Here is a 26,511-nt window from a genome sequence, read left to right as displayed (position 1 = left end):
TACGGGCCAGACTAGGGCTATTAGTCTAACATCGGGCCGCTCGAGCGCGTCCTCACGCCATCGACATGGAACGTTAGCGGTAACGCGACGGGACGCCTTAATATCGGTATCCTTATTATTTACCGAGGGGCCCAGGAAGGTCCTTGGTCGACAGCCAAACCGAGCGCGTCGAAGTAAAGGTCGAATGAACGCAGGACCGATTCGGCGATCAGCCGAGCGATGCCCGCGTAGTTGTTGCTCGCGCAAGCGTCGTCCAGCGAATCGCAATAGGCTGCGCGATCCTCATCGCGGATAACAGCCGGGGGATAGCTCGATTTCATCAACTCGATATTCAGAAGCAGGCGACCTGTTCTGCCGTTTCCGTCAACGAACGGATGGATCCTGACGAACCTCGCATGAAGTTCCGCTGCGCGCTCAATGGGATGCATGTGCCCTGCTCCCGCATGCCACTCGACGAGCGCCGCCAGTTCGGCCGGAAGATCCAGGAAGTCGGGCGGCGTGGTTCGGGCGTCGGCGATCGCCACATTCACATGACGGTAGCGACATGCCTCCTCACCGACGCGGCGCTTCAGCACGGCGTTGTGGATGTTGCGGATCTGCCAGGTCGAGATTGGCTCATTGCTTGCGATGATCTCCTCGATGTAGCGCATCGCGTTGGGACGGCCCATGGTCTCGCAGTGCTGCCGTAGCGACTTGTCGCCAATCTTCAAATTGTCGAGTACGACCTGGGCTTCGCGCAGTGAGCGCGCGTGGTGCTCGGTTGCGTTCGCATCAGGCGTCCATTCGAGCCTCAGCCTTTGCTGCAGCGATGCCAAGGCTGGAGGGGAAAGCGGGCGTGTCGCGTCCAGTCGTGCCTTGTTGGCGTCGATCGCTTCCAGCATGCGTTGTAAGTTCATGGTTCTGGTCTCATATCGGCGGCGTGGCGTGGCTGCGGGTGCGAACTGGCGATTGAACTAACGTCAATATGGAACAGATTTGGAAATGATGGGGGTGGCGGTGGTGGATGGATGGCCGAAGCCTGCCACGTCGGCAGTGCGGACACGTTGGGTCGCGGCGGCGCTTGCGCGTAGCGTGTGCTGCGTCAGCGTGATGGCGCGTTGGCGGGTGTGTGGGATCGTGAAGGTGGTTAAGCGATTCTGGGATCGGGGATTTGCCGTATCGACCGTCAACTGTCTGTTGGACTTCCAGGCCGTTAAGAGGGAGTTTCAGGCGGCGTCGGATGGTTCGCGGGATCTTTGCTGCTCCTGGGCCGTAGCCGACATTGGAGGAGACTGCCTTGGAAGTTAGCATCATGGACGGCTTCCGACGGTGACCGCGCCGCGCTGAGGCCAACGGCCGCGACTCACTTGAGGACCCGGACTTTGGATCCGGCTCCGGCGTTCAAGCCGGACGCCGGCATGAACTGGCCGCTGACCGAGATCGCCTCCGACGGCCACGCCCTCGGCTTGTGCGACTTGTGCGTGAGGATGCCCGAACTCGCCTGGGTCAGTTTGCGGAGGCTGACGACCGTCCGCGGGCGACTCGTCCTGCCGATCGAGCGCCACTTGCACTTTCGGGGGGAGAAACTGAGCACCTACACGCGCGATGCGCGGCTGGCAGGGCGGATCCTCGTCCAACCCAGCGCGGGGCGTCGCGGAGCGCTCCGACAGCGCCGGTGGTGAGACCTCCGGGCTCCATTGCTGACGCCGGCCGGCATTCCGAGATCCGGGCCTGCGCGCTTCGCTTGCGTGCGGACGGCACACGGGGACGGCCGTTGCGTCGAAACGTCTTCCCTGACCTTATCCCCTTGTCCGCGACTGTATCTCACGGCCATGCGTTGTCAAGGCGCGCAGGGCCGCGTCCTCGGCCGCGTCCTCGGCTGCGTCTGCGTCTGCGGGCCGCATACCCCGCCCTTGTCTCCTCGACGGCGCTCGCCCGCGTGCTCCTGACCGTCGCGGGTGATGAACTCAAGAATGACGGTGGTGACGAGGCCGCGGGTATTTCGCGCCGACCGCACCGGCCAGCCGAAAGACGGGCTCCGAATCTTGGAATCCGGTTGCGATGAACAGCAAATCCTTTTTTGTCAGGAGGCGCCATGCAACTTGCAACTCGTTTCGCTTTCCGTTCGCCGGTGCCGCGCTCCGACTAACTGGCTGAAGTCACTACTGAAGGATGCCATTACGCACCAGGCCGCTAGCGCCGCGTTCGGGCATTGCGTCTTATGCCGCAATTGCCGCCGACGCTAGAGCGGAACGCGATGGGCTGGGCCGCCGCGGAGGCATAGCATCCGATGCAACCATGCTCCAACACAACGTTCAAGCGGTCTTGGATTCTCACTATACGGAGGCGCTTACCGCGGCCGAGTCCGGCTTTATTCCATATTTGACGAATTGTCGGCGTCGTTCCTCCTTAGCGTGTCTCAGGCTTACCTCGATGCGAAAGCAACGGTTCGTGGCAGGCTGGGAGCCTTCTACGAGCGTCCGGACGCGATTGACATTGCACGGCTCCTTCCGGCATCCGCCAAAGCAAAGATTCGACGTCCTCGGCCTCTCGAATCTCGACTGACCCGCGTCGCCCCCCCCCCCGGAGCGGCAGCGATCGTTTGCCAATCGGCCGGGCGTGCCGGCCCACGACCGTTGCCGATCTTCGGATTTCGGTAGGTCTAAAACAGGATAAGCGTCGCTTTCTGCCAGTCGCGCCTGCCCGGTCGCGTGCGCCAACCAAACAGGTCCGTTTTGCAAATGACCGAGTGCTTGGCGCGCCAAGTAACTCAATGGCCGCTTCCAGCCTCCGATGACATAGCCTCGACGCTTCTGAGTCACGCTTCATCGAGAACGGTCTGTGACTGCTCATAACGTGAATAGCGCCGTCATTGAATGAGCATTGCTTTCGATCAAAAGCGGTACCTCGCTCGGCGCCAAAGACCGCTCGAAGTCCCCAGCCCTCGATCAACTCGCGCGTGGCGTCAATCGCCTCAAGTTACTACTGTATTTGCCGTTAACGCCCTAACGCGATAGGAGGTTACATCATGAAGCTATTTGCTACAGTGTGCGTATGGCTGTTCGCCACTGCAAATCCGGTCTTGGTGACCCACGCGAATGCGGCGGCGCCCCTAAAGTCCTATGGAGAGATGTCGTTCTCCGTTTTCTCCCCTTGCGCTGGCAACGCTAGCTTCTGCGCGCCTACAATCTTGGCGCACGGGATCGCCAAGGCTGATACGGCGGAATCTCTGCGATCGTTCGTTACGAACATCGCAAATCGTCTTACTTAGATAAAGAGCATCTAGCGGACTACACGCGCGTGTGCTGCGACAGTCCCGGTGGAGATCTTGTCGGTGGCATCAAGCTCGGCAAAGTATTCGAAATATGAAGTTAGACACCTGTTTGGCTTCAGACTATACAAAAAGAGATAATTCGCGATCTGACGCATTTCGCGACAATGGAGCTATCTGCGCTTCTGCGTGTGTCTTGTCATTCGCCGGTGGCATGAATCGAAGTGTGGAGGACCGCTCACGGGTCGGAATACATCAGTTCTCGGGCCGGTCCGGGCAGATCGGCGATAGCGCTACTCAGGTAGCAGTCGTGCAGATTGCGGACTATCTCGAAGGAATGGGAATCTCGGGGCGTATCCTTGATTTGGCATCGCTTGTGCCAGCTGAGAAAATTTATTGGCTCAATACGAACGAAGTGAAGAGTCTTCGCTTGGACAACCCAACACAGATTCTTCATGCATGGAACCTCCAAGCAGGGCCTGACGGCGTGTTGATCGGTCCTGGTCAGCCAGCCCACCGCTCAAGGTGATGACGCGAACGTCACACAACTTTTGCTTACCCAGACTTCCACAGGGCCAGTGCTGCTGATCCGAGGCGAATTCCACAATCGGTTCGCAAGCAGCATTGTCGAAGGTGTGGATGCCTTGTCGTCCACCGATGGTCGAGCAAATGTTTGGTTGGTTACTGGACGAAAGAAGAGCCATCATTGCACGAGCGGTCCGATGGCAGCCCGACAAAAATGGGCGCGGAATTTTCGCAGCTATAGCACTCTCGTCCAATGAGGCGCTGGCGCTGGCAAACGCACGAACACTGCGAGTCGAGACGTCTTGCCCTCATGCCTTGGATCAGTATTCTTTGGATACCGACATATCTATGCAGAATACGGCAGGCATCCTTCGAGCTGTTTTGAAGCCTTGAATTCGCACCTTTCGATCGCTGCATCCATCCAACGATCGCACTCAATGACTAGAATGGCCGGGTGGCTCCGTTGTACCAAACACTATCGCTTGCCAATAAAAAAGCCGCTTCTCCGAAGCTTGCGGCTCGCTGGTCGGGTAACCAGTCCAGTTACCGCAAACTTCGAGAGCGCGGCAGAACCAAGGCGCTACCCGGTGTAGGTCGGAGCGCCCCAAAGCGTTCTCAATAGTTGCTTTCTGGTGCCCAATCGTGCGAAGGGTGCCGTGCATTAGCGTCCGGAAATCAAAGCCACAGCAGGTCGGCTCTCCCTGACGTTCGAGGGATTTGGATCGGCGAGTTTATCCGCGCGCCTTTCCCAGCTTTGCCCATGTACGCTAAGATCATGTAATCGGCGCGCCCTTAGACGAGTCGAAAAACTAGCACAATTTCCGCGGAATCTCCATGGCTTTAACAAGCAAATCATCGTCGAATACGTCAACAATAATTGAAATTGACCTTGATCGCAGTGACGACAACAATCAAGTTGAAACGAACCAGCTCATTCAATTGGATCGCTACGATGCACTGAAGAGCGAAATCGATCGCGACCTAAAGAGGATTCTCAGGCAAGACTGGTTGGACGGCTATCCAGCAGGAAGCGGTCTCGTCTATTTCATCGACGGTACCCGCGGCGCGGGCAAATCTACATTTCTGAAGTCAGCATTCAAAGGTCTTTCGAAGGATCTGCGAGAGGAAGGCCTCAAGATTGCGCCGCTCGCCCATATCGACCCCAGCCGTGTCGAAAGCAATGAAGTCGTGTTACTTCATGTGCTGAAAGCGTTGAAACGAGAGGTCGACAAGACCGCACGCAGCAACTTCACGTTGAACGAAGATCGTCATCTCGCTAGTTTTCGTGACTTCTTCCGAAAGTTGGCAGGAGGTCTAAGTTTGCTGGCTCCTGGCCACAATCCTCTGCAGGACGTGGATGCCGAGCTTTTCCTTGACTGGGGTCTGGAGCGTGCCGGCCACAGCGAAGATCTGCGCTCCGATCTACATAACGTCATAGATTCGGCGTGCAGCCTTTTGAACGTCAATGCGTTGATCCTGGCGTTCGACGATGCGGATACCTATACGGAACATGCCCGCAGCGTCCTCGAATGTATCAGGAAATACCTAGACATGCCAAAGCTGATCATCCTGGTAACCGGAGATCTAGAGTTGTATTCGCTTCAGGTACGGGACATGTTTTCAGGCATGCTCCATCGAAATAGCAAGAAAGACGATCTCGATGAGCAGCGCGTGTCTCAGCGCATTCGAATGCTTGATCACCTCGAGGACCAGTATCTGCTCAAGCTTTTTCCTATCAGGCGACGCATTCAGCTCAGACCACTTTGGAACTTGATAGGCGATAGTGAAACCCGGAAAAAGTCAACCGTTCGATACAAACTAGTCAGCAACTCTTGGCTCGAAGAACGAGACGTAGACTCTGTAATCGCTGAAACGGTCCAGCAAAGCCTTCGCATTCGCAGTTCTCGTGACATTGCTCTATATCGAGAATTTCTGCTCAAACAGCCTCTAAGATCGGTACTTCAACTGCTCTCGAAGGTCGCAGGGCACCTGAGCCAACGAGACAATGGACGCAGACCAGCGACCGAGTGGTCTACGGAGCTCTCAGACGCCGTGTGCGAAGCCCTGAGATCGGTCGCACTTGGGAGTCTTTACAAGTTTGGCGTCGATGTTGATGCCATTGCGGCGCGAGAGTTGCCCGCCTTGATCGAAGCCGTGTTCGACCTTGCCGTTCGAGAGGGCGACGTCGATACAGCCGCTTACTTGCGTCCTCAGCCCAGTGATCCAGGTCTTCGTAATAGTTTCGCGTCGCTCTCCGCGGATGTCGCTGCGTTCTGCGCTGGAAGCCCGAGCTCGGTCATTCAGTATATGCTGGCCGGACCCGGAAGCGTCGCTCTCTATGGCCAAACGATGTCCGCGCGAAATCGTACGCGGCTCGGCGAGTCGGATCGATTAAAGCTTTTTAAGAAATATGTCGGAATTGGACGAAAGGAAGACTCTCTGAACTGGGCGAGACATGCTGCGGTTATCCTTTCCAGTCCATTTCTGGTGAATTTCGATGCTCCAACCGTCCGATTTGGCGTGATTGGCCTCTGCAAGCGAGAGCCAACGTTCCGAGCGACAGAAAGGGGCCGAACATTCGAGACTGTTTCGCATCAACTCGAAGCTCTTCGTGAACAAAAAAAGCCGCAGCCTGTTTTCGCACTGAGTTTGATCGACGTTTCTGGAATCGCTAAGTTAACGCTTGCCTCTATATTCAACATATTGGGGATCATTGAGCGATTGCTCTCCTTGCGAGAGAGCGATCTTAATTTAAAGAGCGTACTTGGTATTCTTTCGAAACCCTATCCGGCGCTTAGCATTTCACGCCCAGAATGGGAAGAGGAATATCCCCTCAGGGCAGTCGACGAAGTTAGTGAAAAGGACTATCACTCGCACAGGTCTGAAGAGTCTGGGCCCGATGTGCCAACAGGTTACAGCGCGCTTTCAGAACTGAGTAGAAATACTCTCAACTGGTTGAGGGATATTCAAGATCTGAAGGGTTCAATCTCGCCGTCCTCGGTTTTCATCGGGAAGATTTGGACGCGCCTGTATTTCAGCCTTGAAAAAGTCTCGATTGATAGGCGGGGAAAGGTCGGCGCGGCGAGCCTGATGGAGCTCTTTGCGTTGTGCGTGGTTAACGCATTTTTGGTTGAGGAGCTGGAGCATCATCTGCACACCAATATGGCATCGTATGAAAAACTCAGGTCTATCGATCGGACCAACCCGCTCACATCACCTGATACGTTCGTAACAAAGCTGAAGCATCAAGCAGTCAACCGCACACAAACCCCTCTCACCGCCTTGATCGTCACATGCCCGCTTATTCTTGGTCTACTGAACGCGGAACGAAGATATGCAGATGGTATCGCGAAGCTTGCAAGGACCGAAATGCAGATGACACATCACAATCTACGTAAAACCATCATGGGGATGCACGAGGAGGAAGAGCGCAGAAGCACGCATACTAGGATTCACGAAATGCTTTGCGACAGTGAGACCTGGGATCTTGTCGAACACATTTCCATACCATGAACGAAGAAATCGCGAATGGCGATACCAGTAGCGTAATCGCTCTGATTTCTGCTACTTTGCTCTCGAATCATCTGGTTCTAGACCTTGTGACCCGGTCGATGTTTTCGGATGACATCAGCAGTTCTGAGCTGCGTGAAGCGGTGTATCTGGGATATCGGCCATGGGCTTCTCGATTTCCTGACCACGTATTCGAAAGCTCATGGCGGCACTTAAGCCAGCGAGTCGGCAGTATCGGCGAACACTGCTTGCTCCTGGCGTCACTGAAAGCATTGTCTGACGAATTTCTTCAGCTTCGTCACGGTCACGCAACGGTTAAGCGCTCCAAATTCGGGCCGTGGCAACAAAGCGTCTTGAGTCGCATGAGCGGCTTGCCTGTTTTGGGTAGCCTTTGGGCAAACCATAGATCCATGGATGCCCACCGTTCGCACGAAATTCATGCAGAATCCGCGGCAGATTTTCGCAGCGGTGGCTGGCGACGGGAACTGCAGCCGATTCTGCTACCCATAGACGCCGTGGTCGAGGACTACATCGCACGAGAAGGCCTGCATGAAACTCACCTGCATCTCAACGGAAGCACCCACGCAGAGCAGTGCTGGCTGCGTGCACTCATCGCGCCGAAGGCTGAGACACGCGACTTTAGTAACAAATGGATTGCAAGGTCCAGCCAAGAGGCGGCTCGAATTCGAGAACTCGCCCATGCCGTCAATCCGACGCTAACACCCGCAGAACTCTATCGGCAGCTCGTTGCGGCGCGGCATCTAAGACAATGGTTAGTGGCACTCGCGACGGACAGCGTTCCGGGAGGAATGAACCTACCGACACGCTACACTGAATTTTGTGAGTTTCCGCTAATCGAGAGATCGGCGCCGCCTGCACGCGACGCGTCGCTTGAGCTTTCCTCTGCGACGCGAGCGGTTGATGAAGTCCGATGGATCGAGTTGGTTCTGCGACGGCTCGCACTCAGGCCCGATGTATGCATTGAGCGCATGCTGCATTGCTATCTGTTACTTCAAAATCAGTACTACAGGCTTCTTGTTCAAAGCGAGGAACAGTTCGGCTTTGATCAATTTCAGAAACTGACCTACACCGATCTCCGCGAACCGGCGGAGACGACATATCTCAATCGATTTATAATGATGCACGGGGACAATCGGGGATTTAGTCGGACCGGATACCTAGAAGGCCGGTTTGCACCGAAATCAACTATCGACAAAAATGCCAAAATCCTCCACCAGATTCTTTTCGGCTACAAGCGATACCTTCGCAACGACTGGACAACGCGACCTCCTTACACCGGTGGGACAACGTCACTTAACGCTCTCCTACGCGAACTCGATGAAGAATTTGTAAGTCGCCCCGCGCGTGATCGGCGTCATCATCGGCTTGCTCTTGTAGCGCACTTTATCAAGAGGCCATGGTCTGCAAGTCCAGTCCACAAGGCGGGTCCATACCGGTTCTTCAGACAACGCGCTGAATTGAGGCGCAGCGCCACAGCACTGCTCGCTACGTTGTCGAGATGGCCGCGGCTTAAGACGTGGATTAGAGGCATCGATGCGGCGGCCAACGAATTGGATGCGCCTCCCGAGGTCTTCGCGAGCTGTTTTCGAGTTTGTCAGCGCGCTGGGCTATCGCGGAGAAGCTACCATGTTGGTGAAGATTTTCCGCACTTGCTTGCAGGCTTGCGCAACATCAATGATGCACTGACACTGCTCGACCTTCGGGACGGCGACCGGATCGGTCATGGAACTGCAATGGGTATTTCTCCTCAACTCTGGATAGACAGGATGCCGAGAACGATGGTCGTTCGTCGAGGTGACTGGATGATCGATCTGCTAGCTGCATGGCAGCTCTTAAGGTCGGTTCCCGGATCTGATGTACTTGCTGATCGAGTTTCCACCGACTTACTCAAGATCTCTAGCATCGTCTTCCAAGACGACATTAGTTGCGCGGCGCTCGAACGAGCGATGGGTCTTCGTCATTTAAATCCCTATTTCATTAAGGCATCTCGCGATAATTCCTGGAACTGGCAATCGTCGTCATTAAACGATAATTGGAGGATCGAAGCAGAGTTAGTGCACAATGCCAAGCAAAGCAATCGGCGCGACGTCGATTTATTGTGGGAATGGCTGAGCAATCGTGAAATATGGGCGCGGACCGAGGAAACAATCGAGGTAAGCTCCTCTTACTTTACGGCATCTACATACGTTCAGCTTCAACAATCCCTGATGCGAAAAGTAGCCGAGCGAGGGGTGATCGTTGAAACGCTCCCGTCTAGCAATGTAAGAATTAGCCAGTATCAGACTTTTTTGGAGCATCATTCACTGCGCTGGATGCGAGTGCCGGGGTTTGTTATGGATGGAGATCCCGAAATTATGGTATCGCTAGGATCGGACGATCCCGGGATATTTGCCGGCAATCTAGACGGAGAGTTCTACCAGCTTTACTCAGCTCTAAGAAATCAATCACTAAGCGACACCATTTCCCTTGAGTATCTCGCGCCGCTGAACGAGCGTGGGCGTAAATACCGCTTTCACGAAAGAAGCTTGAGTTAGCCTTAATCTAACCCCAGCCAGCTAAGACGGCGAACCGGTGAAGATCAAACGACGATTTGTGGTGTCGTTGCGTGCAGTGCTTATGCTGCCGGTCGCCGCTCTAGCAGTCGGCAAACCACTTTAAAGTTGTACGTGTCAGACTGTCTGCGGTCGATGAGAACTCAGAATCGATGGGTGCCATTCACCAAAACCTGTCGCTCGCGGTTCACCACCTCTCATCGTGATCCTCAACAGTTACAGCCGGAAGATACCCGCAGTGGCGGCCCGGACCGCAGAAGAATTTGGTGGCATTGTGCAACGCGAGCGGAAGCAATGAACTGCTAGGAGGACGCCTCAGAATCCTCGGTCGGGTCAGGATAACCCTGCGCCTCGGCGCCGCCGAGAGGCGGTTGGGTACGTGCGTCGTCACGCAGAGGGTAGAAGCCGTACCTACCATATTCACGTATGCGCGTGAAAACCGTGGGGTTCAAGGTTGCGGCAGTGGCGGGCTCGACCTCCTCGTTCTCCAGGACAATCACCTGCCCCAGCCCATTCCACGTCGACAGCCATTTGTAGAAACTTGCGACGACGGTGGCGGATGGAACATCTTTGGTCTAAGCCGACTTGGGATCGGCATAGGCTTTGAGCGGCGAGTCGAGAACCACACGCGAACGCGGCACGCCGCACGTCCCCTTCTCTCAAACCGTCTTCGGATAGTTAGACGGGAACAACGCACGCTTCGTCTCATCGTCGTTGACCGTCTTGAACGCATGCTTCTTATTCACAGCGCGCGCACGTTCGACGGCCGGCCGCGCATCGATCTTCGCAAACCAGCGCTTGAGTTCCGGATATGGCCCGAGCGGATCCTCGCTCGACTTGAACACGCGCGATGCCCGATCGAGCCAGCCCCACGCGGACATGTCCGCGATCGTATAGCTGTCGGCCACGATGTATTCGCGGCCCTTGAGCCTGTCGTTCAAAACCTGATAGTGACGATCCGCCTCCCGCCGATAACGATTCACCGCATAGTCGAGCCCTTCCGGCGCCGCGTACTGAAAGTGCACCGCCTGCCCGGAATACGGTCCGAGCCCACTCGCTACGAACATCAACCACGAAAGAAGCTCCGGGCGATCTTCCGGCGCGCCGGCGAACTCACCCGTCTTCTCCGCAAGATAAAGAAGGATCGCGGTGGAGTCGAACACAACAGCCGGCTTGCCGCCCGGCCCTTCCCTGTCCACGATGGCGGGCACCTTGCCGTTCGGGTTGATCGCGCGGAACCCGGCCGAATGCTGCTCGCCCTTGCTGATGTCCACCGGCCTCAATTCATATGGCAGCCCCGATTCTTCGAGGAAGAGCGCGATCTTCGCGGGATTGGGCGTCGGGTGAAAGTAAAACTCGATCATGGGGATGGTCTCTGTGTCGTGGCCGATGTCGCGCCATTCTAGATCGGACGATTTCTATGCGCAGAAGCGAATCGGAAGGGCTAATGCTGGCGTAAGGAAGCACTAACGCCGGTGCACTCGCACGAGCCTCACTGCCGATTGCTGAAAATGAAGCCAACATTACATTTCAACCTATCTCCTGCCGAACTTTCTCCACCCGCTAACCCACATTTTGCCCATTTCATCCTGTCGTAAGGTTTACCCCGATTTAAACGCAAACCAACAAAAGGGACATTTTGACTGCAGCACGTAATCCATGCGAAACCCAATTGACGCCACCTTGAAGCGCCGCCTCTGCGACTGGCGTCGCGCACGCCGCAAAGGAGAGCGATTTGGTCCTGGAACTGGAGCGAGTCAGTGTCGTTTCTGGCGGGCAACCGTATTTGTACGGCGTGGATTTGCGCCTCGTCCCAGGCGCCATCAATGTGCTTCTCGGACCCACGCAGGCCGGTAAAACCACGCTGATGCGCGTGATGGCGGGTCTCGACAGGCCGAACGAAGGCCGAGTGCTCGTCGACGGCCAGAACGTGACCGGCGTCAGCGTGCGCCAGCGCAATCTCGCGATGGTCTATCAGCAGTTCATCAACTACCCGGCGATGACGGTCTTCGAAAACATCGCCTCGCCTTTGCGCCTGCAAAAGACCGATCCTGATGAAATCCGCCGGCGCGTGCGGGAAGTCGCAGCCAAACTGCATATCGATCATTTGCTGGAGCGGCGGCCGGGCGAACTGTCAGGCGGCCAGCAGCAGCGCTGCGCGCTCGCACGTGCACTCGTGAAGCGTACGTCGCTGGTGCTGCTCGACGAACCGCTCGTCAATCTCGATTACAAGCTGCGCGAGGAATTGCGCATGGAACTGGCGACGCTTTTCGCTGACGGCAACACCACCGTCGTCTACGCGACGACCGAACCTCTCGAAGCGTTACTGCTGGGCGGCCATACGGCGATCGTCGATAAAGGCCAGGTTTTGCAGTTCGGTCCCACGCTCGACGTCTATAACGCACCGGTCAACGTCGCGGCCGCGGCCATTTTCAACGACCCGCCGATGAACATGCTGACGAGCGACTGCGCCAACGGCCGCGCGCGTCTGCCGATCGGCGTGGAGGTGCCAGTCCGGCACGGTGCCGCTGTGAACGGCGCGTGCCGCATCGGCATCCGGCCGGGGCATCTGCGTCTTCACGCGAAGGCCTCTCATGCGATCGCCGTTCCGTGCCGGCTCGAACTCGCGGAACTGAGCGGCTCCGAAACGTACCTGCACTTGCGCACGCTGACCGGCGCGGTCAACCTGGTTGCGCAGTTGCAGGGCGTGCATCAGATCGAGCTCGGCACGCAGCTCGACGTTTTCATCGACCCTGAAGAACTGTTTGTGTTCGGCGCAGAAAGCCAACTGGTGTCCAGCCCGGAGGCAGCGCATGGCGTGCATTGAGTTTAGAAATCTCGCACACGCGTACAGACCGAATCCCGCGACGGTCGACGACTACGCGCTTCAACCCATGAGCATGGTCTGGGACGACGGCGGCGCTTATGCGTTGCTCGGGCCATCGGGTTGCGGCAAGACCACGCTGCTGAATATCGTTTCGGGGCTCGTCAAGCCGTCGGAGGGCCAGGTGTTGTTCGACGGACGCGACGTGACGGCGCTCGGCGCACGTCAGCGCAACATCGCCCAGGTGTTCCAGTTCCCCGTGGTCTACGACACGATGACCGTGTTCGATAACCTCGCGTTTCCGTTGCGCAATCGCAAGTTGTCAGCGGCCGAGGTCACGAAGCGCGTGCACGAAGTCGCGGATATCCTCGATATGACGCGCGACCTGCCGCTCAAGGCGAGCAATCTGGCCGCCGACGCCAAGCAGAAGATCTCGCTCGGGCGCGGCCTCGTGCGCAAGGACGTCGCGGCGATCCTCTTCGACGAACCGTTGACGGTGATCGACCCCGCGATGAAGTGGATGCTGCGCCGCCAGTTGAAGAAGATCCACCAGCAACTCAAGCTCACGCTGATCTACGTGACGCACGATCAGGTAGAAGCGCTGACTTTCGCCGATGAAGTCGTGGTCATGACCAATGGCCGCGTCGTTCAGAAGGGAGGCGCCGATGCGCTTTTTCTGCGGCCGGACCACGCGTTCGTTGGCTACTTCATCGGCAGCCCGGGCATGAACCTTTGTCCGATCGAGCTTGACGCCGACGGCGCAACAATCGGCTCGCAGCGCCTGCCGCTCGACGCCGGCACGCTGGCAACGCTACGGGACGCGCATCAGCAGACCAAAGGCGCGCTCAAACTGGGGATTCGCCCGGAGTTCGTCCGCCTCTCGCAGGAAGGAGGCGCCGGCGCGGTGCACGCGCGGGTGCTGCGCGCGCAGCAGCTCGGCAACTATCAACTGGTTACCTTGCAATGCGACGGCCATGTTTTCAATGCGAGGCTCGAACCGCATCTGCGGATTGTCGACGGACCCGCGTGGCTGCATCTCGTTGCGCCTGAAACCGTGTACTTCTGCAACGACGAACGAATCGAAACGCGCATCTTCGAAGGGGCCGCGCGATGAACAAGCCCGTCAATCAGAAGGCATGGCTGCTGGTCGTTCCGGTGTTCATCTGCGTCGCGTTCTCTGCGATCCTGCCGCTGATGACGGTGGTGAACTATTCGGTGCAGGACATCATCGGCCCGACGCAGCATGTGTTCGTCGGTACGGAGTGGTTTCGCAACATCATGACCGATCCGGATTTGCGCGAGGCGCTCGGCAGACAGGTCATTTTCTCCGCGTGCGTACTGCTGTTCGAGATTCCATTGGGCGTGGGCCTCGCACTCTCGATGCCGGCTTCGGGATGGCGCGCATCGGCCACACTCATCGTGCTTGCCATGCCGTTGCTGATTCCGTGGAACGTGGTGGGCACGATCTGGCAGATCTTCGGGCGCCCGGATATCGGACTGCTCGGCTACTGGCTCAATAGTCTTGGCTTCGACTACAACTACACGGCGAGTCCCACGGCGGCATGGATCACCGTGCTGGTGATGGACATCTGGCACTGGACCCCGCTCGTCGCGCTGCTGTGCTATGCGGGCTTGCGCGCGATTCCGGACGCCTTCTATCAGGCCGCGGAAATAGACGGCGCAAGCCGCTTTGCGGTATTCCGCTACATCGAATTGCCGAAGATGCGCGGCGTGCTGATGATCGCCGTGCTGCTGCGCTTCATGGACAGCTTCATGATCTACACCGAGCCGTTCGTGCTGACAGGCGGTGGTCCCGGCGATTCCACGACATTCCTCAGTCAGTATCTGACGCAAAAAGCGGTCGGTCAGTTCGATCTCGGCCCGGCTGCGGCTTTCTCGCTGATCTATTTCCTGATCATTCTGCTGCTGTGCTTCATTCTCTACAACTGGATGAGCCGCGTAGGCAAAGGTGGACCCGCCGCGCAAGGAGACGACCATGCAGGATAAGCGCCGCTGGATGCGGACGTTGATGCTCGTCGTCTATATGCTGTTCGCGCTGATTCCGCTTTACTGGATGTTGTCGATCTCCCTGCGCACGAACGAGGAGACCATGTCGACGTTCGCCACGCTGCCGCAGCACGTGACGTTCGACAACTACAAGGTGATCTTCACCGATCCTTCGTGGTACTGGGGCTACATCAATTCGATCATCTACGTGCTGATGAACACGGTGATGTCGGTGCTGGTCGCGCTGCCTGCCGCATACGCGTTCTCACGATATCGCTTTCTCGGCGACAAGCACATGTTCTTCTGGCTGCTCACCAACCGCATGACGCCGCCCGCCGTATTTTTGCTGCCGTTTTTCCAGCTCTATTCGAGCGTCGGTTTGACCGACACGTACATTGCCGTCGCACTCGCGCACATGCTGTTCAACGTGCCTCTTGCCGTGTGGATTCTCGAAGGCTTCATGTCGGGCGTCTCGCGAGAAATAGACGAAACCGCGTACATCGACGGTTATACGTTTCCCGCTTTCTTCGTGAAAATCTTCCTGCCGCTCATCAAGTCGGGCGTCGGCGTCACGGCGTTTTTCTGCTTCATGTTCAGCTGGGTCGAACTGCTGCTCGCGCGCACGCTGACTTCGGTCAACGCGAAACCTATCGCTGCCGTGATGACGCGGACCGTGTCGGCGGCCGGCATGGACTGGGGCGTGCTGTCGGCGGCGGGCGTGCTGACGATCGTACCCGGCGCGCTGGTGATCTACTTCGTGCGCAACTACATCGCGAAGGGCTTCGCGATGGGGAGAGTGTGATGTTCACCTGGATGTACTGGACGCCCGAGGTGGCGATCTTCTTCGGCTGCATCGTCGTCATGCTGTGCGGCATGACGGTATGGGAACTGCGCTCGCCCACTCATGAACGCAAGGGCTTTCTGCCTATCGCAACGACTCGCGGCGATCGCCTGTTCATCGGCCTGTTGGCTGCCGCGTATGTCAATCTCGCGTGGCTCGCCATCAGCGCCGAGGGTTCGAGTTCGTGGCCGGGCTTCGCAGCCTCCGTGCTGGTCGTGCTCGCGATCATGTGGAAGGGCTAAAGAGCAAACGCTTGCAATGAAGACTGATAAGTGCCGGTTCCGCTGATGGCCCCCAGCGGGCGCCGACAAGATCGAAGGGGCACGGAAGACACAGGAGAAGACCATGCATCAGAGGAGACGGATCGTCGCGCTGGCATTGGCAAGCATCGTGTCAGGCACCTTCGCAAATCAGGCTCGGGCGGGCACGCCCGAGGCGCAGAAATGGGTGGACAGCGAGTTTCAACCCAGCACGCTTTCGAAACAGCAGCAGATGGACGAGATGAAATGGTTCATCGACACCGCGGCAAAACTCAAATCGCAAGGCGTCAAGGAGGTTCATGTCGTGTCGGAAACCATCGACACGCATACCTACGAATCCAAAACGCTTGCCGCCGCGTTTAGTGAAATCACCGGCATTCAGGTGAAGCACGACATCATTCAGGAAGGCGACGTCGTCGAGAAATTGCAGACCTCCATGCAATCCGGGCAAAGCATTTACGACGGCTGGATCTCGGACTCGGACCTGATCGGCACGCACTATCGCTATGGCGTCATCGTGCCGCTATCCGATTACATGGCGGGCGAAGGCAAGGAATATACGAACCCCGGTCTCGACATTAAAGACTTTATCGGCACGAGTTTTACGACCGCGCCCGACAAAAAGCTCTATCAGCTTCCCGACCAGCAGTTCGCGAACCTTTACTGGTTCCGCGCGGACTGGTTCGCACGCAAGGACTTGCAGGACAAGTTCAAGGCGAAATACGGCTACGATCTCGGCGTGCCGGTCAACTGGTCCGCGTATGAAGACATCGCCGAATTCTTTACGAACGATGTGAAGAACATCGACGGAGAGAAAGTTTTCGGTCATATGGACTACGGCAAGAAGGACCCCTCGCTCGGCTGGCGCTTCACGGACGCATGGCTTTCCATGGCGGGCGCAGCCGACAAAGGGATTCCGAACGGCATGCCCGTCGACGAATGGGGCATTCGCGTGACGCCTGACGGCTGTCATCCGGTAGGCGCCTCGGTGTCGCGCGGCGGCGGCACCAACAGCCCGGCAGCAGTCTACGCGACGACCAAATACATCGACTGGCTCAAGAAATACGCCCCGCCGGAAGCGTCGGGCATGACCTTCAGCGAGGCCGGCCCTGTGCCCGCGCAAGGCCGGATCGCGCAACAGGTGTTCTGGTACACCGCGTTCACGGCGTCGATGCTCAAGCCGGGCAACGTCACGAATGCAGACGGCACGCCGAAGTGGCGCATGGCACCTTCCCCGCACGGCGCGTACTGGAAGGACGGCATGCAAAACGGCTATCAGGACGTGGGCTCGTGGACGTTCTTCAAGTCGACGCCGCCGAATCAGCGAGCCGCCGCGTGGCTATATGCGCAATTCGTGACGTCGAAGAGCGTGTCGCTCAAGAAGTCGATCGTCGGTCTCACGTTCATTCGCGACTCCGACATTCATAGCGACTACTTCACGAAAAACGCCGACAAGTACGGCGGCTTGATCGAGTTCTATCGCAGCCCGGCGCGCGTCGCGTGGACGCCGACCGGCAACAACGTGCCCGACTATCCGAAGATGGCGCAACTCTGGTGGAAGAACGTCGGCACCGCTGTCGCAGGCGAGAAAACGCCGCAGGCCGCAATGGACAATCTCGCAAAAGAAATGGACCAGGTGTTGTCCCGTTTGCAGCGGGCCGGGATGAAGGTTTGCGCGCCGGAGCTCAATGCGCAAAGCGATCCGTCCAAGTGGCTGTCCGACCAGCACGCGCCGTGGAAGAAGCTCGCCAACGAAAAACCGAAGGGCGAAACAGTGAAGTATGAGCAACTGCTGTCGGCCTGGAAGGCGGGCAAGGTGCGGTAGCCTTTCTGACGGCGTTCGGCGCTCTTATGAATCGGCGGCGCTTGATAGTGCCGCCTTTTTTATGTGTTGCTTTACTTTCGGCATGCGGCTGGAACCAGTCCACCTGTACAAGCAGTCCATCGGGGGAATAATGTCTGAAACCGAAGCATGGACATGTCCGACCTGTGCCATCCATGTCACCACGCCGTTCTGTCCGATGTGCGGAGAGAGCCCGCTTCGGCCGCCCGACCTGACATTGCGCGGCATCGGAGCAAAGATCCTGCATGCAGCGACGAGCATTGACGGGCGACTTCTTCGCACAATCAGTGTTTTGCTACGTCATCCGGGCGAGTTGACAGTCGCGCATCTGCACGGAAAGCGGATGCCTTATGTCGCGCCATTCCAACTGTTTCTAATCTCGAATGCGATTTTTTTCGCGATGCAGTCGCTGACTGACACGCAAGTCTTCGGCTCGACACTCCAATCCCATCTTCATCATCAGGACTGGAGTCCGCTCGCGCAGTCGTTAGTAGCCGAGCGCCTGGCGAAACTCGGCACGGACCTTCCCCGGTACACCGCTACTTTCGACCGCGCGGCCGTGCTCAATGCGAAATCGCTCATCATTCTTATGGTGGTCCCATTCTCTTTGTTACTCTGGATTGCCCTTCTACGCACGCGAAAACCCTTTGTCGCGTTTGTTTATTTCTCGCTCCATCTCTATGCATTTTTGCTGTTGTTGTTTTCACTCGCGCTAGCGGTCGCGGCCATCGAGGTCCGTCTGGGTGGCCTCGGACTCGATTCGCCCATCGTCGACAAGATTCTTTCGATCATCAATCTTGGTGTCTGTGGGGCGTACCTATACTTTGCTTTAAAGCCTGTGTTCGGCTCATACGGCGTGGCTCGGCTCATTACTTCAGGCGCTATGGCGCTAGCCGCTGGCGTCATCGTCGTAGCCTATCGATTCGCTATTTTCCTGATCACGCTATACACGGTGTAAGGACCGAATCTAAGGACGCTCGACGCCTATAATCAACCTCAAGCCCGCCCGCGCACGATTCTTCCAAACACCATCGTGTTTTCAAATCTTTGTTCAACATTCCGAACCAATGATCGAAAACTACGACCAGCTTCCGGCCAAACTCTACGCAGGTGAAATCGAGGCATGCTTCCGCTTCCTCGACGAACGCAACGCGCAAGACGGACATGATCCCGAGCATTGGCACTGGCGCGCGGTCACGCACCTGCGCGCGGGAGACTTCCTGCGGGCGCTCGATATCTGCTGCTACATCACCCGGCTCTCGGACACCTTCAAGTTTCAGATTCATTGCCTGTGCGACGCGTGCGCGCATCTCGGCCTCAAGGACGTCGCGCTCAGCATGATCGAGTATCACGCGAGCAAGCCGGCGAGCGCGCCGCTGCCCGCCTTTCTCTGGCGCGTCTACGGCTGGCATTACGTCGGCGAGGACGAGCGTGTGCTGGAACTGAGCGCCGAAGGCCTCGACGCTCATTCGACTTACGTGCTCGGCCATCATCAGGCACGCAGCGCGATGCGGCTCAACGGAATCGCAAGCGGCGTCGAACAGATGCACCGCTACTGGTCGTCGCACGAAGCGCGGCGCGTGCTGTTTCCGCACGTCGATGTCGAACAATACTGGTGCGGGCAACGCGTTCTCCCCGCACACCTGAATATCGCGTTGATCGCGTCGGGTTTCGGCGATCAGGTGAACTGGGTGCGCTACGCCGGCGCGCTTCAGGCGCTCGGCGTGCAGATCTCGTATGCCGATAACGCCGAGCGGAACTATCGACTCACCATGCCCGAGCCCGAACAGGCGAAATACGCCGAAGCCCTGCGCGCAGCCGGCTTCATCGTGGCGCCCGGCAGCACACAGTGGAGCGATCCGTTCGCTCTCTTCACCGCGCTGTTTCCCGTGCTCGGCTACGCGTCATCGGCGCGCCATATCGAGCCGGCCGATCCCCGCGCGGCCGATGCCATCGTCGACGATATCCGGCGCCGCGCGCGCGGACGGCGCTGCATCGGCATCTTCTGGTCGTCGTGCGAATCGGCGAACAACTTCGCCAACCGCAGCCTGCGTCTCGCGGACCTCGACCCGCTCTTCAACGCCGCCGAAGACATACACTGGGTCATCATGCAGCGCGGCTACGAGTACAAGCGCTGGCTGAGCGATCCGCGCTCGGCGGATTTCGAGCGCTTCACGACGCTGCCGCCCGATTTCACCTTCGCGCAGAGCATCAGTCTTATCGACCGGCTCGATGCGTTCGTCGGCAACGACGGCGGTCTGTCCCACTTCGCCGGCGCACTCGGCAAACCCGCGTACACGTTCCTCAATCAGGTGGCCGACTGGCGCTACGAGCGCGATTTGCATCGCACGCCGTGGTACGCGTCGATGCGCCTGGTCCGCGCCAGCCGCATGGGCGACTGGGACGATGTCGTGCGCAAGCTGCGGCAGCGACTCGCCGCCGCCGCCCTTCCCGGCTGAATCGCCGACTCGGGCTTCAGGCGAAGCGCGCCGCGAGTGTTTGCGGAATCGCGCTGCGACGCGTGAGCGCACAGGTCGGCAGTTCGGAATGCGCGCCGCGCACATAGGTTTCGAGCTGGTCGATGGCGAATTGCTGCTCCTCGATCAGATGCCGCACCATGTCGCCGATCGAAATCATGCCGACGAGCCGCCCGCCCTCGATCACCGGCAGATGACGGATGCGCTGCTGCGTCATCATCGCCATGCATTCGTCGGCGCTCGTCCTGAGACTCACGGACATAATCGGCGCGGTCATGATTTCGCATACCGTGGTCGTGCGCGAAGCCTTGTCCTGCAAGATCACTTTGCGCGCGTAATCGCGCTCCGTGACGATGCCGCACACCGCGCCGCCCACCGTGACGACGAGCGCGCCGACCTCCGCTCTCGACATCAGCGCGACCGCTTCATAGACGCTCGCCTCGGCGTCGATCGTATGAACCGCCGCGTCGCTCTTCGCCTTCAAGACTTGTTTCACCGTTGCCATTTGCCGTTCTCCGTGTGCTGTTTTCAGTTGCGTATCGAAAAGCGCGTCGATGAAGCGCGCGGCGGTGCGTTCAATCGAAATCGAACAGGTCGCCGAGGAAGGATTTTTTGCGCCGCGGATGCTCGTGCCTGCCGCGCGAATCGCCGTAGCGATGGTCGCCGTGACGTTGCGGCCGGTGTTCGCGCTCGCGATACGCGTCGCGCTCGGCGGCCTGCACGTCTTCGATGGACGCCTGCGCGGCGCGTCGCACGATCTGATCGAGCTCGCCGCGGTCGAGCCACACACCGCGGCATTGCGGGCAATAGTCGATTTCGATGCCCTCGCGCACGGTCATCAGCAGATCCGTCGCGGGGCACACGGGGCATTTCATGTCGATTCCTTTCTGATTGCTTTCAATGAAAACAATCTAACGGAACGTTCGACATGGAAAAACGTGAGATTTTGAGCGCTTTACTTCGGAAAATCCGCAGTGCGGAGGCGACGCGCCTAGTCCGGCGCGGCGCGCCACGCCTGCCACATCGCGCGATACGCCGCTTCGAGATGGCGCGTGAAACGCGGCGCGTCCATCATCGGCGAGGCTTCGAGACGCGCGCGCAGCGACGCCCGCAGGTGCGCAAGGCGCGGCAGATCGCAGGCGAGACGGCTGACGATATCGACATAGGCGGCGTCGTCATGCGCGGCGAGATCGCCGAGGCCGAGGTTCATCAGAAAGCTGAGGCCGGCCCGGCTCACCGCGGTCTCGCCCGCGCGCGACGGCACCGGCACGCCCATCCACAAGGCATCGAGACTCGTCGTGTGGCCGTTGTAGGGAAACGTGTCGAGACCGATGTCGATTCGGTCGTAGGTCCGCAGATACGCGTCGCGAGGCTGGTAATCCAGGAACTCGATGCGCGCGATATCGACGCCGAGCGCGCCGAGCCGCTCGGCGGCACGCTCGCGCGCGCCGGGCGGCGAGAGAAGCACGAGACGCGCGCCCGGCGTCGTCGCCAGCACCGCCGCCCACATGTTGAGCGTGCGGTCGGACGCCTTGCAGGGATTGTTCAGGCAGCCGAACGTAATGTGGCCATTGGCGAGCGCCGGCAGCGGCCCGACTTCCGGCGCATGCTGCGTCGTGACGCGCGGATCGACGCACCAGAACGTTTCCGGCAGGCGAATCGAACGTTCGCTATAGCGCGCATCCACGTCCGGGCGGCCGGGCGGGTCGATCCACGGATCGGTCAGCCGGTAACGAATCGCGCTGCTGCCCGTCGTGCCGGGATAGCCCAGCCATTGCACCTGCACCGGCGCGGGGCAGCGCGCAAACAGCAACGGGCGGCCCTGCGACATGTGCAACGTCAGATCGACCAGCACGTCGATACGGTCGTCGCGAATGCGTTGCGCGAGCGCTTCGTCGGAGAGGGCGTGCACGTCGCGCCACAGATCGACCTTCGTGCGCATTGAGGCGGTGATGTGGTCCGTGTCCGACGTGCTCGAATAGCAGACGATTTCGAACGCCGCGTGATCGTGCGCGCCGAATACCGGCGCGGTGAACATCGACTGGCAATGCATGTTGAAATCGGGCGCGACATAGCCGATGCGCACGCGCCGTGACGGATCGCGGCTGTTCGGATAATCCACCTCTGCCGGCCGCAAAGGCGCTTCATGACGCGCCGCGAAACGCAGGCACTCGTCCAGAATCTCGTGCGGATCCTCCGCGTGGTAGGTCAGCGCGTAGTTCAGGTTGCGATGCACGCATTCGTTATCCGGCGCGCAGTCGACGGCCCGGCGAAATTCGGCGATGGATTCCGCCATCGCGCCCATGTCCTTCAGCGTGGCGGCCAGATTGTTATGCGCTTCCCTGACGTCCGGACGCAGCGCGACCGCGTGGCCCAGAATCGCGGCCGCTTCCGGCAGGCGGCCGAGATCCCGCACGATCCGGCCGAGGTTGTTGTGCGCCTCCGCATAGTCCGGGTCATGCGAGATCGCGTTGCGGTAGGCTGCTTCCGCTTCGTCGAGGCGCTTCTGGTCGCCCAGCAGCACGCCGAGGTTGTAGTGGAGTTCGGCGGCATCGGGCCGCAACGCCAGCGCCGCGCGGTACGCCACTTCGGCTTCACGGACGCGTTCCTGACGATCCAAGGCGTAGGCGAGCGCGCCATGCGCTGCGGCGTCGCCGGGATCGAGTGCAAGCACCTGACGATAGGCCGCCTCGGCATCGGCGAAACGCTCCTGATGCGACAACACCGCGGCGCGGCTCCGCCACGCGTCCGCATAATCGGGCCGCACATCGCACGCTCGCCGATACAGCGCCAGCGCGCGCGCCCACCGGCCCGCATCGCGCCACACGTGGCCGAGATTCAGATGCCCCTCCGCGAAATCCGGACGCAATACCACGGCCTGCCGCAGCGCCGCCCTCGCCTCCTTCGTTCTGCCGCTTGCGCGCAAGAGATTGCCGAGATTGTTGCAGGCGTCGGCGTAGGCGGGACGCGCGGCGATCGCCGCCCGAAACGCGCGCTCGGCGTCGTCCGCGCGACCTTGCTCCGTGCGCAGATTGCCGAGGTTGAAATGCGCTTCGGCAAAGTCGGGCCTGACGGAAAGCGCATCCAGCAACGCCGCCGCGCCCTCCTCATGACGGCCGAGCCGATTGAGCAGATTGCCGAGGTTATAGTGCGCCTCCGCGAAATCGGGTTTCAACCGTATCGCTTGCCGATACATCGCTTCCGCGTCGGACAGCCGGCCTTGCGCCAGAAGCAGATTTCCCAGATTCGCGTAATTGCCCGCGATATCGGGATGTTCCGCAATCGCCCGCCGCCAGTGCGATTCGGCTTCGGCGTGACGATTCAGGCAATAGCAGCACGTCGCCGCGAGATTGAGCGCTTCGGGATGCGCCGGACTGGCTTCCAGCATGGCGCCTAGCGCCGACAGCGCTTCGTGATACTGGCCGCCGGAAAAATGCGCGGCGGCCGACTGATAAACGTTCGGATCGAATGACATGGGTCTATTAATTCGCCATTAAGCCCGTTCGACGGAAAATCCGTTCTTTTTCAACGGTCTCAGGCAGATTAAAACTAACAGATCCGTGCGGCCGATTCGTCAATAACTATAAAGCGGTGCGCAAAGCGAAACAAAAACGGTTCGTCGCTTGCGCCCGCGCCAGCCCGCCTCTATCGTGCCGAATCCCGAAATACGGCGAGTCACGCGCCCGTCATGCAACGCCGACTTGCGATCCATCTCAAAACCCCGCAAGCTTCGTTTTCGAGACGGCGCGCGGGCGCGCGCCGCAACCGCACCACACAGGCGACATCACCATGCACGACAAATCCGCGATGAGCGAAGCACGCGACGGCGCCGACAAGCGCGATCTTCTGTATTTGCTGCAGGGCGCCGACGACTTCAGCCGCCTCGTCTTCCCCGACAGCGAAGCGCTCTTCAAGAGCCTCGCGCACCAGCAGGCGCCGCATACGCTCTTCATCACCTGCGCCGATTCGCGCGTGTCGCCCGAAATGATCACGCAGACGCGCCCCGGCGAGCTGTTCGTGTGCCGCAACATCGGCAATATCGTGCCGGCTTATGGCGAAATGCTCGGCGGCGTGTCCGCCGTGGTCGAATTCGCGGTGCTCGCACTCAACGTGCGCCAGATCGTGATTTGCGGCCACTCGGACTGCGGCGCGATGAAAGGCCTGGCGTCGGGCGCAACCATCGCCGACGAAATGCCGACGGTCCACGCCTGGTTGCGCAATGCCGAAGCCGCGCGCAGCGTCGTGATGGCGCGAAAGCTCGAAGAAGAGCGCATCGTCGCCGCGATGGTCGAGGAGAACATCCGCCTGCAACTCACGCATTTGCGCACGCACCCGGCGGTCGCGGGGCATCTCGCGCTCGGCAAGCTGCAGGTTCAGGGCTGGGTGTACGACATCGGACGCGGCAAGGTCTCGGTGTTCGACGAAGCCGACGGCAAGTTCGAGTCGCTGGAAGAAGCGCGCCTGCGCATGCTGCGCACAGGCGCGCGGTAGGACGCCAGCGCCGGCCGCCGCGTGGGCGTTATTGCACGCCCTTCTTCGCGGCGAGATCCTGCGCCATCTTCAAATGCTTCTGGATCGTCGGCAGCGCCTTCTGGGCCGCCTTCTTCAGATCGGCGTTCTGGCCTTGGTCGATTTCGGTCTGAAACACCTTCACGGCTTCCTCGTGGCCCGCTACGCCGACTTTCTGGATGTACGCCGTATCGAATTCCTTGCCGTGCAAGGATTTGAGCGAATCCAGCACCGCCGGGTCCGAATTGTCCTTCGGCACCGTCACGCCGTGCGGCGCGGCCATCTTGAGCTGCATCGTGAGCTTGGTGTGATCGATCATCATGTGATGGGCGAAGTTCTTCACGTCCTTGTCCTGCGACTGTTTCGTGGCGAGCTTGGCCGCATCGATCTCGGTCGATCCCGCCGCCGACGCCGCCTGCACGAACGCCTTGTCGGCGGGCGGCAGGTCGTTGCCCATCGTGGCGCTGGCCGCCTCGGTCTGGGCGAGCGCCGAAAGCGGCAGTGCGGCGATGAAGGTCGCGGCGAGCGCCGCGCATAGAGTGGCATTGCGTTTCATGGGGCCTCCCTGGGCAAGGTATGTTGTGATCTTTTCAGCAATGCCGATGCCACAGTCAGCCGGGGCCAGGCCGGGCGTGCGGCATGCTTGCTAAACTCGCCGGTCGCGAGTCGTTATTTTTTCGAATGGGAGCGCCATGCCTGTCTACGATTACGAATGCGCGGAATGCGGCGCATTCGAAGCCGTCCGCCGTATCGCCGAGCGCGACGAACCCGCCGCCTGTCCGCATTGCGGTGCGATCGCCGCGCGCGTGACCGTCGGCGCGCCGAGCGTCGGCGGCCCGAGTTCGCCGGATGGCGGCGCGGAGGAAACCGGCAGCTACGGCATGTCGCATCGCGGCGGCTGTCTCTGTTGCCGCTAATGTTTCATCGCCGCGCTGGGCACGGCCATTGCAAGGTCAGCGTGGCGCCCGCCTCGCGCAGCGCGGGCGTATCATGCAAGACGACGGCGCGTCGTGCGCAAGGCTGCGCGCCGTCGAGGGCATCGCCATTGCAAGACGCGCTGCGTTGCGTCGTATATTCGCGTCTTGCGGTGCGCGCGCTTGAGCGTGTTCCGAACGAATAACAGGAGGTGATAAGGATGACGATAGAGTTCAGCGGGCGGCGTCATGTCGTGGCGGCAGCGCGTGTCGCTTTCGAAGCCAGGGTGGACGGGCGCGAGGTCTGGTGCAGCGTCTCCCTTGATGCGCTCAACGATCACTTCGGCAACAGCGGGACGTCTTCGCACGATCTACTCTCCGCGTTCGAAGGAGGACGCATGCAAATCGAGGATGCGGCCCGGCGCGCGCTCGAGCGCAATCACGGCCAGTCGGTCGAACTGGAAACCAACGATTTCAAAGCGTCCAGGGCCACCTGACGCGCGGGCCTGAAAGCGGGCTATGGAGCGTGCTTTGAAGCGGGCGGCGATGCATCGGCTGCATCGGCAACACCGCCCGCATCAGTGGGCATAGAAGCACTTCAATACGTCGAACATCCACCAGACCGGGCACGGCGTTCTGCAAAAGCCGTCGTAACCCGCGTCGAAGAGCGCGTCGCGCGGGTCGCGCACGGCGTCGGCGGCCAGCGCGATCAGCAAGTGTTCTTCACCTTCCTGGCGATTTTGCGCAAACGCCTCGCGCAGCGCGTGGGCGAGCCCGTGAACGCGCCTGTCGCCGATGAGCGTATCGACGAACAGCACCTGCGGCCGCCACTCGCGGGCGAAGCGCAAGGCGCTGGTTTCCTCGCCGATCTGCACGGCCTCGAAGCCGCGCATCGCGAACAGCAGCGAGAAAGAATCCCCGACGTTCGATTCCGAATGCACGACCAGCACGCGCCGCGGACCGGCAATCGTCATGGTG

Annotated in this window: 20 protein-coding genes and 1 pseudogene; 14 read left to right on the top strand and 7 right to left on the bottom strand. The window is 59.5% G+C overall.

The annotated features are described in order from the left end of the window. Window positions 1-119 precede the first annotated feature (119 nt). Window positions 120-896, bottom strand: a complete 777-nt coding sequence (locus tag AWB70_RS25170; protein WP_053568226.1) for a Fic family protein — start codon at window positions 894-896, stop codon at window positions 120-122. A gap of 434 nt (window positions 897-1,330) precedes the next feature. On the opposite strand from AWB70_RS25170, the pseudogene AWB70_RS25165 reads away from it, so the two are divergent. The 3 genes and pseudogenes from AWB70_RS25165 to AWB70_RS25155 all read left to right on the top strand — a co-directional run. Next, window positions 1,331-1,661, top strand: a pseudogene (locus tag AWB70_RS25165) (DUF2958 domain-containing protein); the annotation flags it as partial. 2,948 nt (window positions 1,662-4,609) lie between these two features. Continuing rightward, entirely contained in the window at window positions 4,610-7,288 is a 2,679-nt protein-coding gene (locus AWB70_RS25160; protein WP_053568228.1) for a hypothetical protein, read from the top strand. Next, window positions 7,285-9,840: an amidohydrolase family protein gene (locus AWB70_RS25155; RefSeq protein ID WP_063786678.1), complete on the top strand. Its 2,556-nt coding sequence runs from the start codon at window positions 7,285-7,287 to the stop codon at window positions 9,838-9,840. Before AWB70_RS25160 ends, AWB70_RS25155 begins: the two co-directional genes overlap by 4 nt. A gap of 677 nt (window positions 9,841-10,517) precedes the next feature. Here the strand turns inward: AWB70_RS25155 and AWB70_RS25145 are convergent. Beyond that, window positions 10,518-11,222 carry a glutathione S-transferase family protein gene (locus AWB70_RS25145; RefSeq protein ID WP_053568231.1) on the bottom strand — a complete coding sequence of 235 codons (705 nt, stop codon included), beginning with the start codon at window positions 11,220-11,222 and terminating at the stop codon, window positions 10,518-10,520. A 371-nt stretch (window positions 11,223-11,593) separates the two neighbouring features. Between AWB70_RS25145 and AWB70_RS25140 the strand changes: the two genes are divergently transcribed. The 8 genes from AWB70_RS25140 to AWB70_RS25105 all read left to right on the top strand — a co-directional run bounded on the left by AWB70_RS25140 (window position 11,594) and on the right by AWB70_RS25105 (window position 20,092). Continuing rightward, entirely contained in the window at window positions 11,594-12,685 is a 1,092-nt protein-coding gene (locus AWB70_RS25140) for an ABC transporter ATP-binding protein (protein WP_053568232.1), read from the top strand. Next, complete coding sequence (locus AWB70_RS25135) at window positions 12,672-13,796, top strand: ABC transporter ATP-binding protein (RefSeq protein ID WP_053568233.1); 1,125 nt, start codon at window positions 12,672-12,674, stop codon at window positions 13,794-13,796. Before AWB70_RS25140 ends, AWB70_RS25135 begins: the two co-directional genes overlap by 14 nt. After that, on the top strand, window positions 13,793-14,689 hold the full coding sequence (locus AWB70_RS25130) for a carbohydrate ABC transporter permease (RefSeq protein WP_014191466.1): 897 nt from the start codon (window positions 13,793-13,795) through the stop codon (window positions 14,687-14,689). The genes AWB70_RS25135 and AWB70_RS25130 overlap by 4 nt, the downstream gene beginning before the upstream one ends. Beyond that, entirely contained in the window at window positions 14,679-15,491 is an 813-nt protein-coding gene (locus tag AWB70_RS25125) for a carbohydrate ABC transporter permease (protein WP_014191467.1), read from the top strand. Before AWB70_RS25130 ends, AWB70_RS25125 begins: the two co-directional genes overlap by 11 nt. Next, a complete protein-coding gene (locus tag AWB70_RS25120) occupies window positions 15,491-15,772 on the top strand; it encodes a DUF2160 domain-containing protein (protein WP_014191468.1) in 282 nt (93 codons plus the stop codon). Before AWB70_RS25125 ends, AWB70_RS25120 begins: the two co-directional genes overlap by 1 nt. Window positions 15,773-15,875: 103 nt before the next feature. Further along, window positions 15,876-17,615 carry an ABC transporter substrate-binding protein gene (locus AWB70_RS25115; RefSeq protein WP_053568234.1) on the top strand — a complete coding sequence of 580 codons (1,740 nt, stop codon included), beginning with the start codon at window positions 15,876-15,878 and terminating at the stop codon, window positions 17,613-17,615. A gap of 130 nt (window positions 17,616-17,745) precedes the next feature. Then, window positions 17,746-18,591 (top strand): DUF3667 domain-containing protein, encoded by an 846-nt coding sequence (locus AWB70_RS25110; RefSeq protein WP_053568276.1) that lies wholly within the window; start codon window positions 17,746-17,748, stop codon window positions 18,589-18,591. Window positions 18,592-18,700: 109 nt separating this feature from the next. Next, the gene (locus AWB70_RS25105) at window positions 18,701-20,092 is read left to right on the top strand and encodes a glycosyltransferase family 9 protein (protein WP_053568235.1); all 1,392 of its coding nucleotides are present in this window, start codon (window positions 18,701-18,703) and stop codon (window positions 20,090-20,092) included. Window positions 20,093-20,108: 16 nt separating this feature from the next. On the opposite strand, the gene AWB70_RS25100 is transcribed toward AWB70_RS25105, so the two are convergent. The 3 genes from AWB70_RS25100 to AWB70_RS25090 all read right to left on the bottom strand — a co-directional run bounded on the left by AWB70_RS25100 (window position 20,109) and on the right by AWB70_RS25090 (window position 23,585). Next, window positions 20,109-20,615: a CBS domain-containing protein gene (locus AWB70_RS25100; RefSeq protein ID WP_053568236.1), complete on the bottom strand. Its 507-nt coding sequence runs from the start codon at window positions 20,613-20,615 to the stop codon at window positions 20,109-20,111. Window positions 20,616-20,685: 70 nt separating this feature from the next. Beyond that, window positions 20,686-20,985: a TFIIB-type zinc ribbon-containing protein gene (locus AWB70_RS25095; RefSeq protein ID WP_053568237.1), complete on the bottom strand. Its 300-nt coding sequence runs from the start codon at window positions 20,983-20,985 to the stop codon at window positions 20,686-20,688. 116 nt (window positions 20,986-21,101) lie between these two features. Beyond that, on the bottom strand, window positions 21,102-23,585 hold the full coding sequence (locus tag AWB70_RS25090; protein ID WP_053568238.1) for a tetratricopeptide repeat protein: 2,484 nt from the start codon (window positions 23,583-23,585) through the stop codon (window positions 21,102-21,104). Window positions 23,586-23,899: 314 nt separating this feature from the next. Here AWB70_RS25090 and AWB70_RS25085 point away from each other — a divergent pair, with 314 nt between their 5' ends. Next, entirely contained in the window at window positions 23,900-24,601 is a 702-nt protein-coding gene (locus AWB70_RS25085; RefSeq protein ID WP_014191475.1) for a carbonic anhydrase, read from the top strand. Window positions 24,602-24,629: 28 nt separating this feature from the next. Here AWB70_RS25085 and AWB70_RS25080 read toward each other — a convergent pair whose 3' ends face one another. Then, window positions 24,630-25,175, bottom strand: a complete 546-nt coding sequence (locus AWB70_RS25080) for a DUF4142 domain-containing protein (protein WP_053568239.1) — start codon at window positions 25,173-25,175, stop codon at window positions 24,630-24,632. Between the two features lie 136 nt (window positions 25,176-25,311). Here AWB70_RS25080 and AWB70_RS25075 point away from each other — a divergent pair, with 136 nt between their 5' ends. Beyond that, window positions 25,312-25,536, top strand: a complete 225-nt coding sequence (locus AWB70_RS25075) for an FmdB family zinc ribbon protein (RefSeq protein ID WP_014191477.1) — start codon at window positions 25,312-25,314, stop codon at window positions 25,534-25,536. 218 nt (window positions 25,537-25,754) lie between these two features. After that, window positions 25,755-26,030 carry a DUF1488 family protein gene (locus tag AWB70_RS25065; RefSeq protein ID WP_014191478.1) on the top strand — a complete coding sequence of 92 codons (276 nt, stop codon included), beginning with the start codon at window positions 25,755-25,757 and terminating at the stop codon, window positions 26,028-26,030. 81 nt (window positions 26,031-26,111) lie between these two features. On the opposite strand, the gene AWB70_RS25060 is transcribed toward AWB70_RS25065, so the two are convergent. Beyond that, a complete protein-coding gene (locus AWB70_RS25060) occupies window positions 26,112-26,507 on the bottom strand; it encodes a response regulator (RefSeq protein WP_233384676.1) in 396 nt (131 codons plus the stop codon). Window positions 26,508-26,511 lie beyond the last annotated feature (4 nt).

It is taken from the genome of Caballeronia cordobensis, assembly GCF_001544575.2.
GTDB lineage: Bacteria > Pseudomonadota > Gammaproteobacteria > Burkholderiales > Burkholderiaceae > Caballeronia > Caballeronia cordobensis.
The sequence above is the reverse complement of the archived record's forward strand: the minus strand, read 5'-3'. Positions and strand labels throughout refer to the sequence as shown.

Bases quoted from the DNA above. Each gene is read 5' to 3' on its own strand.
- AWB70_RS25085 (WP_014191475.1), top strand. From the start codon at position 23,900: ATGCACGACAAATCCGCGATGAGCGAAGCACGCGACGGCGCCGACAAG.
- AWB70_RS25065 (WP_014191478.1), top strand. From the start codon at position 25,755: ATGACGATAGAGTTCAGCGGGCGGCGTCATGTCGTGGCGGCAGCGCGT.
- AWB70_RS25125 (WP_014191467.1), top strand. From the start codon at position 14,679: ATGCAGGATAAGCGCCGCTGGATGCGGACGTTGATGCTCGTCGTCTAT.
- AWB70_RS25075 (WP_014191477.1), top strand. From the start codon at position 25,312: ATGCCTGTCTACGATTACGAATGCGCGGAATGCGGCGCATTCGAAGCC.
- AWB70_RS25120 (WP_014191468.1), top strand. From the start codon at position 15,491: ATGTTCACCTGGATGTACTGGACGCCCGAGGTGGCGATCTTCTTCGGC.
- AWB70_RS25090 (WP_053568238.1), bottom strand. From the start codon at position 23,585: ATGTCATTCGATCCGAACGTTTATCAGTCGGCCGCCGCGCATTTTTCC.
- AWB70_RS25160 (WP_053568228.1), top strand. From the start codon at position 4,610: ATGGCTTTAACAAGCAAATCATCGTCGAATACGTCAACAATAATTGAA.
- AWB70_RS25155 (WP_063786678.1), top strand. From the start codon at position 7,285: ATGAACGAAGAAATCGCGAATGGCGATACCAGTAGCGTAATCGCTCTG.
- AWB70_RS25095 (WP_053568237.1), bottom strand. From the start codon at position 20,985: ATGAAATGCCCCGTGTGCCCCGCGACGGATCTGCTGATGACCGTGCGC.
- AWB70_RS25135 (WP_053568233.1), top strand. From the start codon at position 12,672: ATGGCGTGCATTGAGTTTAGAAATCTCGCACACGCGTACAGACCGAAT.
- AWB70_RS25115 (WP_053568234.1), top strand. From the start codon at position 15,876: ATGCATCAGAGGAGACGGATCGTCGCGCTGGCATTGGCAAGCATCGTG.
- AWB70_RS25100 (WP_053568236.1), bottom strand. From the start codon at position 20,615: ATGGCAACGGTGAAACAAGTCTTGAAGGCGAAGAGCGACGCGGCGGTT.
- AWB70_RS25080 (WP_053568239.1), bottom strand. From the start codon at position 25,175: ATGAAACGCAATGCCACTCTATGCGCGGCGCTCGCCGCGACCTTCATC.
- AWB70_RS25145 (WP_053568231.1), bottom strand. From the start codon at position 11,222: ATGATCGAGTTTTACTTTCACCCGACGCCCAATCCCGCGAAGATCGCG.
- AWB70_RS25170 (WP_053568226.1), bottom strand. From the start codon at position 896: ATGAACTTACAACGCATGCTGGAAGCGATCGACGCCAACAAGGCACGA.
- AWB70_RS25105 (WP_053568235.1), top strand. From the start codon at position 18,701: ATGATCGAAAACTACGACCAGCTTCCGGCCAAACTCTACGCAGGTGAA.
- AWB70_RS25110 (WP_053568276.1), top strand. From the start codon at position 17,746: ATGTCTGAAACCGAAGCATGGACATGTCCGACCTGTGCCATCCATGTC.
- AWB70_RS25130 (WP_014191466.1), top strand. From the start codon at position 13,793: ATGAACAAGCCCGTCAATCAGAAGGCATGGCTGCTGGTCGTTCCGGTG.
- AWB70_RS25060 (WP_233384676.1), bottom strand. From the start codon at position 26,507: ATGACGATTGCCGGTCCGCGGCGCGTGCTGGTCGTGCATTCGGAATCG.